This is a genomic window from Flavobacterium sp. (genome assembly GCF_041392005.1).
Classification (GTDB): Bacteria; Bacteroidota; Bacteroidia; order Flavobacteriales; family Flavobacteriaceae; genus Flavobacterium.
This window is the reverse complement of the sequence record NZ_JAWKMX010000002.1, coordinates 142,697-153,757: the sequence shown is the minus strand read 5'-3', so window position 1 is coordinate 153,757 and position 11,061 is coordinate 142,697. Positions and strand designations below refer to the sequence as shown.

Genomic DNA, 11,061 nt, shown 5'->3' with positions numbered 1-11,061 from the left:
CGCTTTTATAAACTTTATTTAGTGTATATTATTTTACTAAATTAATTTCAACACGACGGTTGTGTGCTCTACCTTCTGCAGTGCTATTAGTATCAATTGGTCTTGATTCGCCGTAACCTTTAGATGATAATCTAAATGCGTCAATACCGTTTGCAACTAAGTAATCTTTTACAGATAAAGCTCTAGAATCTGATAATCTCATGTTAGAAGAAGCACTACCTACGCTATCAGTATGACCATCAATAGTAAACTTAGCATTAGGATACTCTTTTAAGATTGCGATAATATCGCCTAAAACTTTTGCAGATTGTGCTTTAATTGTAGATTTACCTGTATCGAACAAGATAGTCTTAGCATAATCGTTTAATGCTTTTTGTACAGCTTCTGTTACTTCTGGAGATTTTTCTGGACATCCGTTGTTAGATGCAACACCTTTTTCTGTAGGACATTTGTCATCTTTATCAAGAATACCGTCACCATCTGTATCTGGCCATGGACAACCTTTATTTTCTTTTGGACCTTTTACATCTACACAGTTGTCGTATTTATCTGCAACACCGTCACCATCTTTATCTGGACATCCGTTTAAGATTTTTGGACCAGCTACTTCAGGACAATCGTCTTCGTTATCGATAATTCCATCACCGTCTGTATCTGGACATCCGTTGAATTCTTTAGAACCAGCAACATCTGGACAAGCATCGTCTTTATCAGCAATACCATCGCCGTCTGTATCTGGACATCCGTCAAACTCTTTTAAACCTGCTACTTCAGGACAAGCATCGTCTTTGTCATAAATACCGTCACCATCTGTGTCTTTACCTCCAAATTTGAAAGTTAAACCAGCAAAGTGTTGCATATGTGTTGGCACATCTGCATGTGGCATTCTAGCATCGTCAAACGAATACTTTAATGTAGATTGTAATTGAAGACCGATTTGTTGTGTAAACCAAAAAGTAATACCAACACCTCCATTTACAGTACCAGCAGAAGCATCACCAACAAATTGGTAACCTCCACCTAAATGTAATGATGGATCAAACCATTTTGTTCCAACCATTTCCATAAAGCTGTATTTAACAGCAGCATCAATACCATAGTACGATAAGTCGCCTGGGTTTGAAACTGTGTGCATATGAGTAGCTTTAGTTCCAAAATCTGAACGATCTAAAGTAACCCATTTATCAATTTTATTAACAGATCCTGTTAATCCAATTGAAAAGTTGTTTCCAATGTGTCTAGACACATTAACATAAGAAACTGAAGGTAAAACATTCCAGTTACCATCAACATTCATTAATTCTTCAAAAATTAATTTGTCGTTTGCTTGCATACTAATCTTAGTGTCAACACCATTTACACCAAATGATACTGCCCAAGGGTTGTTGCTGTCTTGCGCTTGAGTTGTTAAACCTGCAAACATTAAAGCAGCAGCAAAAAATTTAAGTTGTTTCATACTTTACTAATTTAATTACAATGCGTTATAATTAAGGCAAATGTAAGGTTTTTTTTTAAATTCAAAAAGTTTTGTTAAAAAAAGATATATTATTTTATTACGTTTAAGGCTTTACCTACTTCAACAAATGCTTTTATAGCCTTGTCTAAATGTTCTTGTGTGTGTGCCGCGGATAATTGCACGCGTATTCTGGCTTTTTCTTTTGGTACAACAGGGTAAAAAAAGCCAATTACATAAACGCCTTTTTTTAGAAGTTCATCGGCCATAATTTGCGATAATTTTGCATCGTATAGCATTACGGGAACTATAGCAGAATCGCCATCTATAATATCGAAGCCTGCGGCTTTCATTCCTTTTTTAAAATAGTTTGTATTCCATTCTAGCTTATCGCGAAGCGATGTGTCTTTTTCTAGTAATTCGAAAACTTTAATAGACGCGCCTACAATAGCGGGTGCCAGTGAATTTGAAAACAAGTAAGGACGAGAACGCTGACGTAAAATTTCTATAATTTCTTTTTTAGCTGTTGTATAGCCGCCCATAGCACCACCTAGTGCTTTACCAAGTGTTCCTGTAATAATATCGACTCTACCTAAAACATTTTTTGCTTCTAGTGTTCCTTTGCCTGTAGCGCCAATAAAGCCTGCCGCATGACATTCGTCAACCATTACCATAGCATCGTATTTATCGGCTAAATCGCAAATTTTATCTAGTGGCGCAACCAATCCGTCCATTGAAAAAACGCCATCGGTAACAATTAGTTTAAAACGATGACCGGCTGCGTTAGCTTCTTTTAATTTAGCCTCTAAATCGTTCATATTGTTGTTTTCGTAGCGATATCGCGCTGCTTTACACAAACGCACTCCATCTATAATAGAAGCATGATTTAGACTATCTGAAATAATACAATCTTCTTCGCTTAAAAGAGGTTCAAAAACACCGCCATTTGCATCGAATGCTGCTGCATATAAAATAGTGTCTTCTGTACCATAAAAACTGGCTATTTTTTGTTCTAACTGCTTGTGAATGTCTTGAGTACCACAAATAAATCGTACTGACGACATACCAAAACCGTGCGTATCTAAAGCGTCTTTAGCGGCTTTTATTACTTCAGGATGCGAGGATAAACCTAAATAATTGTTTGCACAAAAATTGAGTACTTTTTCTCCTGTAGAAATGGTAATTTCTGCATCTTGCGGAGAGGTTATAATACGTTCTTTTTTAAATAGTCCATTCTCTTTTATGGTAGCTATTTCGTTTTGTAAGTGTTGTTTTATGCTGCTGTACATAGCGTATGTATTTTATTTTTACAAAGTTATTATTTCTATCGTTTCTCCTATGTAAACCAATACTTTTTTTTCTACAACAAGGTTCATTTTTGTAAGAATTTCTTGGTATTGTAAAAGTTGCTTTTCATGAGATGGTTTTTTTTCGCCTGTTTTGTAGTCTAATAATAATGCTTTATTTCCGTTTACAACTACTTTATCGGGTTTGCTATTGCCGTAAATCGAATCTACCATAGTGCGTTCATTGTACACTAAACCGGTTGTGTTAAAAAAATCTTGAAGCAATTTGTTTTGCACTACTTCATTTAATGTTTTTATAACGGTTTCCGATTGATTTTCTGTAATTAATCCTTTTTGTATGGCTTTTTGTGTTGCTTGTGCCACATCTTTGTAAGAATATATCCAAGCTAGTATTTCGTGAATTACAACACCGTAGTTAATTGCTTCTGCTTGTGTTGTATTCCAGAGCAATGCCTCTTGTTTTGCTATTTTTATTTTGTTTCGTTCTAGTTTTTGAGGTACAACAGTAATGTTTTTGTTATTGTTTATAGTTTTTTTAGGAACAGAAATGCGCTTGCTATTTCCTATTTGAAAAACAGTTTCTTCATTTGAAAACTTATTTTGTAATTGTAAATACTCGATAAAAAAATAGGCCAAATTATTTTGATTAAAACCTTCTTTATTTTGTATTTTATTTGAGATTATATACAATTGCTCTTCGGCTCTGGTTAAAGCTACATACAATACATTTATCGTATCTAACAAATCTTCTTGACTTTTTTGAAAATATTGTTGTTCTGCCCTTTCGCCATAATTAACTACATCTTTTTTTAAATTTACTAACGCGTTAGGAAAGTCTATTACATCAGTATCATCAAAATCTATCCACATTTTATCGTTAGTATTTCCGGCTAAACTTTCTTCGGCAAACGGGTAAATTACTACCGGAAATTCTAACCCTTTTGCTTTATGAATAGTCATTATTTGTACCGCATCTATTCCGTTTGGTGTAGGAATGCTTTTTTGAAAACCTTTTGTATCCCAATAGTTTAAAAAATCGGCTACGCCTAATTGTGTTTTACTTTCTTTTTCTAAAACTAAGTCTTGAAAATAATGCACATAAGCAGTATTAGCCTTTTCTTGTAAAAATGATTGTACAATAATTTCGACCATTTCGTACAACGCCTTTGTTTTGCAATAGGTAAATGAAATTGGAATATTTAATTGTTGTAAAACTTTTTCTAATTTGCTTTCTGTTGCTTGTATATGTTGCGCAATAAAATCGTGAATTTCCTGTTTGTTTTGGTTGTATTTTGCCACATAATACAACATAAAAGATTTCGATTCTAAATCTTTATTATTAGTTAGAAAACGTAAAACCGCTATAATCAGTTTTACTTCGGTAGCGTTTTGAATAAGCAATGTTTCAGAAGTTATAACAGGAATAGCATTTTCGGTTAAAAAATTTGCCAGTGCTATTCCGTGTTTCTTTTTTCGAGTTAAAACCACTATATCTTTATACGAAAATCCGTTTGCTTTTACATACTGAATTGTTTCTATTGTTTTTTGTAAATATTGCTGGGTTTTGTAGGAATAACCAGAGGTTTCGTCTTCAAAAATTTCATTTGGTTCTGTGTTTTCTATAAACGATATGCTAACGCATCCGCCTTTTTTATTGGTTACTTTTTGATACGAATGATTTTTATACAAATCGGCATAATCTTCGTTTTCAAACTTACTAGAAAGGTAATTAAAAAACGAATTGTTAAATTCAATTATTTCGCTGTAACTTCGGTAATTGGTTTTTAAATCTTCTACCCATTTATCTTTATTTGAAAACGGATTTTCATTTTTACTTAGCGCAATAAACTGTTCGGCTTTTCCCCCTCTCCATCTATAAATAGCTTGTTTTGGATCGCCAACCAGCATTAATGTTCCTTTTATTCCGTATTCTTCAGACGAAAGCGCATTGTTAATTAAGGGTACTAAATTTTGCCATTGTAAAACAGATGTGTCTTGAAATTCATCAATAAAATAATGTCGGTATTTTTCGCCTAATCGTTCATAAATAAACGGTGCGGGTTGCTCTTTAATTTGGTTATGAATTATTGAATTAAAATCGGAAATCGACAATACATTTTGCTCTTCTTGAATTTTTTTAAACTCAAGCTGAATTGTGTTTAACAGCGAAAGCGGATTAATATTTTGTAAAAAAGCATTGTAAAACTGTATTTTACCTATTTGCTGATTAATAGTGTAAATATCATTTAAAATTGTATGCGCATTTTCATCTATCCAGTTTTTATCGAATGCAGAAACTTTTGCACTATACCTGCTTTTTTCTCCGTCTAAGTATTTTATAGGTGTTGTATTAATACTTAAATTTCCGCTGCTAATACGCTGAAAATAATTAGGAACATATTTTTTAAAAAAAGAATCTACACTACTGTTTTGATTAATCTTTTGTAAATTATCATTTGCTAAATCGATGCAAATTTGTGAGATTTCTTCAATTTTAGCGTGTACTATTTTTTTTATGTTAGCGAAATCGGTAAATTTTTTTTCTTTAAAAGCGGCTATTTTTTCGCTATTATTTTCGTTAGTAATTAATTTTGATACTTCAAATAATTCTCTCGAAATATCCCAGTTTTTATCATCGTCTGTTTTGGTTTTAGTAAAATCGACTAACAAACTTGTTAAATTTTCATCTTCGCCTACTTTTGAAATGACAACATCTACCGCTTCTTGCAAAAGCGAATCGGTATCGAGTGCTACTTCAAAGTTAGCGGGCAAGTTTAAATCTTGCGCAAAAGAACGAATTACTTTATGAGTAAACTTATCAATTGTAGAAATTCCAAAAGCTGTATAATTATGGATAATACTTGTAATAATTGCCGCCGATTTTTGTTTTATAACAGCTATAGATAGCTTTGTTTCACGCGCCACATCGTACAACAAACTTAACTTTTCTTCGGCTGTGTTTTCTTTAGAAAACTCAAACAAACTGGTTACAACTCTTGTTTTCATTTCCTCTACAGCTTTGTTTGTAAAAGTAATGGCTAATATTTTTTTATACGCATCGCTAGTTTTCGCTAACAATAAGATTTTTAAATATTCCTTTGTTAAAGTATAGGTTTTTCCTGAACCTGCCGATGCGTTATAGATTGTAAATGAGTATGTTTCCAAAGAAGATATAATTAGTTATATTTATATGCAAATAGTTATAATTTATGTGGTAAGTTACCATATCTATTTTTATTTGTGTAAATTTGAGAAAAATATTACTAATCTAAAAATTAAATAATATGGCTTTTGAATTACCAAAATTACCGTATGCTTACGATGCGTTAGAACCTAATATTGATGCTAAAACAATGGAAATACACCACACGAAACATCATAATGGTTACACTACCAACTTAAACAATGCTATTGCTGGCACTGATTTAGAAGGAAAAACAATTGAAAATATTTTAATTAACCTCGATATGGATAATACTGCTGTTAGAAATAATGGTGGTGGTTATTACAATCATAATTTATTTTGGACCGTTATGTCTCCAAATGGTGGTGGAAAACCAAACGCAGATTTAGCCGATGCTATTGAACGTGATTTTGGCTCGTTTGATGCTTTTAAAACCGAATTTGCAAAGGCGGCAGCTACACGTTTTGGTAGTGGTTGGGCTTGGCTTTGTGTACACAAAGGTGGAAAACTAGAAGTGTGTTCTTCTGCTAATCAAGACAATCCTTTAATGCCTGGTATTGGCTGTGGCGGAACACCTATTTTAGGTTTAGATGTTTGGGAACATGCTTACTATTTAAATTATCAAAACAGACGTCCTGATTATATTGAAGCTTTCTTTAATGTAATTAATTGGGAAGAAGTTGCCAAACGATATGCAACTGAAAAATAATTATTGTAATTAATTTTAAAACTTAAAAAGTGAAGTTGTAGTTACAACTTCACTTTTTTAATAAAAAAAGGTGAAATTTCTTTCACCTTTTTGCCCCAAATCTACCATAAAACTTAACCTACTAATTTTATTGGTACTGCTAAAGTACTTTAACAAAAAACATTAGTGGTAAAAAACACGTTAAACGGTTTCTAAAAAACGATAAATAGTTAAAACTATACTATAAAAAAATAAACTTTTACAGCTAAAAAAATATAATTACCTGTTTTCCTGTTGTTTACAATTATTTGTTCTGAATAATAAAAATACTATTATTTATAAAAATGTAAGAATTTATATCACTTTTTAGTAGGCCCGTGTATCTTTTCCTTCATAAAAGTTCATAAAAGCTCTGTTTACCACACGATTACCTCCTGGTGTAGGGTAATTTCCTGTAAAATACCAATCGCCTAAATTTTTTGGACACGCTTTGTGTAAGTTTTCTACCGATTGGTAAATAATTTTTATAGAAGCATTTGTGTTTTCTGGTGTTAACATTTCGGCAATTTTGGCCGAAATTTCTTCATCGGTAAACGGTGCATAAATTTCTTTTACAAAATTTACTACATCGGTGTCTTTATAGTATTCTTGCGCTTTCGATTTTTGATAAACTTCTTCTACTATATAATATAGATTTCTTTCTTTTAGCAACGCTAATGCTGCTCTAAAAGCTACCAAACCTTCTAATTTTGCCATATCAATACCGTAACAATCTGGGTAGCGAATTTGTGGTGCCGAAGAAACTACAACAATTTGTTTCGGATGTAAACGATCCATCATTTTAATGATACTTTGTTTTAAGGTAGTTCCACGAACAATACTATCATCAATAATTACCAAATTGTCGTTTGGTTGTACTACACCATACGACACATCGTAAACATGTGCTACCATATCGTCTCTACTACTGTCTTCGGTAATAAATGTTCGCAGTTTAGCATCTTTAATAGCCACTTTTTCGGTACGAATACTTTCGGCTAAAATACTTTTTATTTTAGCTTCGCTTAAGTTTTGGGTGGATAGAATTGCTTTTGTTTTTTTAGCATCTAAGTAATGATGCGCGGCTTCAATCATTCCATAAAACGATAATTCGGCTGTATTAGGAATATACGAAAAAACAGTATTTTGTGTATCGTTATGAATTGCTTCCAAAACTTTTGGAAAAATTAATTTTCCTAATTTTTTTCTTTCCTGATAAATTTCGGCATCGCCACCTCTAGAGAAATAAATTCGTTCAAACGAGCATGCTTTTTTTTCTAATGGCGTTCTAATTTCTTGTATTGAAATACTGCCGTTTTTTTTAATAATAATGGCATTTCCTGGCTCTAATTCTTGAACTTTTTCAAACGGAACATTAAATACGGTTTGAATAACAGGGCGTTCTGAAGCCACTACAACTATTTCGTCGTCTTCGTAAAAATAAGCGGGTCTAATTCCTGCTGGGTCGCGCATTACAAACGAATCGCCGTGACCAAAAAGACCTGCCATGGCATAGCCACCATCCCAGTTGCGCGAAGCTCGTTCTAATATGCGTTGTACATTTAATCGTTCGGCAATTATGGGTGACGCTTCAATTTTAGAATAACCTTCTTCTTTACATTGCTGGTAAATATTAGCCACTTCTTCGTCTAAAAAATGACCAATTTTTTCCATTACCGTAACGGTATCGGCCATTTCTTTTGGGTGTTGTCCTAAGTTTACCAAATCTTGAAACAGTTCTTTAACATTAGTCATATTAAAGTTTCCTGCCACAATAAGATTGCGGTGCATCCAGTTGTTTTGACGTAAAAAAGGATGTACACTTTCGATGCTATTTTTACCAAAAGTTCCATAGCGAACATGACCTAAAAACAATTCGCCTATATAAGGAATATGTTCTTTTTGAAGAGCTATGTTGTTTTCTAAAATTGGGTTTTCTTCGAGTTCTTTGTTAATGCGTTCGTTTATTTGCGAAAAAACATCTTTTATGGGTTGGTTATCGTTAGATCGTATTCTACTAATGTAACGTTGCCCTGGTTGCACATCTAATTTTATACTGGCTAAACCCGCACCATCTTGCCCTCGATTGTGCTGTTTTTCCATTAGCAAATACATTTTTTGAATGCCATAAAAAGCCGAACCATATTTTTGTTTATAGAACTCTAACGGCTTTTTTAATCGTAGTAAAGCAATACCACATTCGTGTTTAATTGCGTCGCTCATTGTGTTGTGTATAAGTAGTTTTGTATAAAAAAGCCTCGAAAATTCGAGGCGTAGTTTTTTATTCTTCTAGTTCAATATCAAATTGTGTTAGCGCTTTAAATTGTTGCAAACGTTTTTGAACTTCTTGTTTCGATAAATTTTCCATTCGTTCGGTTCCAAATTTTTCTACACAAAAAGAAGCTAAGTTTGAACCATAAATAATTCCGTTTTTCATATTATCGAAAGAAATATTTTCGCTTTGTGCAATATAGCCTGCAAAACCTCCTGCAAATGTATCGCCTGCACCTGTTGGATCAAAAACTTCTTCTAATGGTAATGCTGGCGCAAAAAACACTTCTTTATTGTGAAATAACAATGCGCCGTGTTCACCTTTCTTAATTACCACGTATTTTGGACCCATTGTATGAATTTTCTCAGCAGCTTTCACTAAAGAATATTCACCCGAAAGTTGGCGTGCTTCTTCATCGTTAATTGTTATTACATCTACACGTTTAATAACATCCATTAATTCGTTCCAAGCACAATCCATCCAGAAATTCATGGTGTCTAACACCACTAGCTTTGGTTTTTCGGTTAATTGGTTTAAAACTCCCGATTGAACAATGGGGTGCAAGTTTCCTAAAAGAACAACTTCTGAATTTTTATAATTTTCGGGAACAATTGGGTTAAAATCTGCTAACACATTTAATTCTGTTACTAAAGTATCGCGAGAATTTAAATCGTTATGGTATTTTCCACTCCAAAAGAAAGTTTTTCCACCTTTTACTACTTCAATTCCTTCAATATTTACACCTTTATCTTCTAATAAGTCTAAATATTCCTTTGGAAAATCTTCACCCACAACAGAAACTATAGCTGCATCTACATTAAAAAAATTAGAAGCTAAACCTATATATGTTGCCGCACCACCTAAGATTTTATCAGTCTTTCCAAAAGGTGTTTCAATAGCATCAAAAGCTACTGTTCCTACTATTAATAATTTGTTCATTAAATTGAATTTGAAATAAGGCGCAAAGATACTTGTAAAAAGTTAAAAGTCAAAAGGGAAAAGTTGAAAGGTTACTATTAAAAATAAATTTTTACAATAACTTCCCTTCTTCTTTTTCGTAAAAAGTATCTATATTCAGTTTTTCTTGTTCCGATGCCATTACGGCTAATTGGTCGCAACGCTCATTTTGCGGGTGATTATTATGACCTTTGATCCATTGAAAATGTACTTCGTGTTTACGGTAAACTTTTAAGAATCGCATCCATAAATCAGGATTTTTTTTGCCTGAAAAATATTTTTTTTCCCAATTAAAAACCCAGCCTTTTACAACTGCATCAACTACATATTTAGAATCGGAAGTAACCAAAACCTTTGTATGCGGTTTTTTTAATTTTTCTAAACCTACAATTACTGCCAATAATTCCATTCTATTGTTTGTCGACAAGCGAAAGCCTTCAAAAAACTCTTTTTTATAAGATGTTCCAGCCATTTCCATTACAATACCATAACCCGCTGGCCCAGGATTTCCCTTTGCTGCGCCATCAGTATATATGTAGACTTCGAAACTCAAGTAAATAGTGATTAGTGATTAGTAATTAGCTTTTCAATTACTTGGGGGAAATATTTTTGTTCTAATTCGTGAACTTTTTTGGCAATTTCATCTGCAGTTTTGCAATCTTCTATATTTGTAGCTTGCTGAAAAATAAATTCACCTTCATCATAATGTTCGTTCACAAAATGAATGGTTATTCCTGTTTCTCTCTCTTTATTTTCTAAAACAGCTTCGTGAACATTCATTCCATACATTCCTTTTCCACCATATTTTGGCAATAATGCCGGATGAATATTAATTACTTGGTTTGGATATTTTTTTATAATGCTTATAGGAAACATCCATAAAAAGCCTGCTAAAACAATTAAATCGGGTTGAATTTTATTTAATTCGTCTAATACAAATCCGTTGTTAAGTTGCTCTTTTTCAAACAAAAAAACCTCCACTTTGTGGTTTTTAGCCCTTTGTATAACTTTGGCACGAGGATTGTTTACAAAAACAGCGGCTACATTTGCCAAGCTCGAATCTTTGAAATGTTTTATAATATTCTCGGCGTTAGTGCCGTTTCCAGAAGCAAATAAAACTATTTTTTTCATTATCCTGTAATTTTTATTACACAAAAAAAA

8 protein-coding genes are annotated in these 11,061 nt (G+C 32.9%); 1 reads left to right on the top strand and 7 read right to left on the bottom strand.

Translation table 11 applies throughout. The features are described 5' to 3' along the window. Positions 1-28 precede the first annotated feature (28 nt). The 3 genes from R2808_RS02280 to R2808_RS02270 form a co-directional block, all read right to left on the bottom strand. Entirely contained in the window at positions 29-1,456 is a 1,428-nt protein-coding gene (locus R2808_RS02280) for an OmpA family protein (protein WP_371269316.1), read from the bottom strand. Between the two features lie 89 nt (positions 1,457-1,545). Beyond that, positions 1,546-2,742 (bottom strand): glycine C-acetyltransferase, encoded by a 1,197-nt coding sequence (gene kbl / locus R2808_RS02275; protein ID WP_371269314.1) that lies wholly within the window; start codon positions 2,740-2,742, stop codon positions 1,546-1,548. A gap of 18 nt (positions 2,743-2,760) precedes the next feature. Continuing rightward, positions 2,761-5,925, bottom strand: a complete 3,165-nt coding sequence (locus R2808_RS02270; RefSeq protein WP_371269313.1) for a UvrD-helicase domain-containing protein — start codon at positions 5,923-5,925, stop codon at positions 2,761-2,763. Between the two features lie 119 nt (positions 5,926-6,044). Here R2808_RS02270 and R2808_RS02265 point away from each other — a divergent pair, with 119 nt between their 5' ends. Further along, positions 6,045-6,653, top strand: coding sequence for a superoxide dismutase (locus R2808_RS02265; protein ID WP_371269312.1), 609 nt, complete (start codon positions 6,045-6,047; stop codon positions 6,651-6,653). A 345-nt stretch (positions 6,654-6,998) separates the two neighbouring features. On the opposite strand, the gene R2808_RS02260 is transcribed toward R2808_RS02265, so the two are convergent. From R2808_RS02260 to R2808_RS02245, 4 genes are all read right to left on the bottom strand, one after another. Further along, on the bottom strand, positions 6,999-8,894 hold the full coding sequence (locus tag R2808_RS02260; protein WP_371269311.1) for an amidophosphoribosyltransferase: 1,896 nt from the start codon (positions 8,892-8,894) through the stop codon (positions 6,999-7,001). A 58-nt stretch (positions 8,895-8,952) separates the two neighbouring features. Then, positions 8,953-9,882: a PfkB family carbohydrate kinase gene (locus tag R2808_RS02255; protein ID WP_371269310.1), complete on the bottom strand. Its 930-nt coding sequence runs from the start codon at positions 9,880-9,882 to the stop codon at positions 8,953-8,955. A gap of 91 nt (positions 9,883-9,973) precedes the next feature. Further along, positions 9,974-10,453 carry a ribonuclease HI gene (gene rnhA / locus R2808_RS02250; RefSeq protein WP_371269309.1) on the bottom strand — a complete coding sequence of 160 codons (480 nt, stop codon included), beginning with the start codon at positions 10,451-10,453 and terminating at the stop codon, positions 9,974-9,976. Positions 10,454-10,464: 11 nt separating this feature from the next. Next, on the bottom strand, positions 10,465-11,031 hold the full coding sequence (locus R2808_RS02245) for a phosphoribosylglycinamide formyltransferase (RefSeq protein WP_371269308.1): 567 nt from the start codon (positions 11,029-11,031) through the stop codon (positions 10,465-10,467). Positions 11,032-11,061 lie beyond the last annotated feature (30 nt).

Bases quoted from the DNA above. Each gene is read 5' to 3' on its own strand.
- R2808_RS02280 (WP_371269316.1), bottom strand. From the start codon at position 1,456: ATGAAACAACTTAAATTTTTTGCTGCTGCTTTAATGTTTGCAGGTTTA.
- kbl (WP_371269314.1), bottom strand. From the start codon at position 2,742: ATGTACAGCAGCATAAAACAACACTTACAAAACGAAATAGCTACCATA.
- R2808_RS02265 (WP_371269312.1), top strand. From the start codon at position 6,045: ATGGCTTTTGAATTACCAAAATTACCGTATGCTTACGATGCGTTAGAA.
- R2808_RS02260 (WP_371269311.1), bottom strand. From the start codon at position 8,894: ATGAGCGACGCAATTAAACACGAATGTGGTATTGCTTTACTACGATTA.
- R2808_RS02255 (WP_371269310.1), bottom strand. From the start codon at position 9,882: ATGAACAAATTATTAATAGTAGGAACAGTAGCTTTTGATGCTATTGAA.
- R2808_RS02245 (WP_371269308.1), bottom strand. From the start codon at position 11,031: ATGAAAAAAATAGTTTTATTTGCTTCTGGAAACGGCACTAACGCCGAG.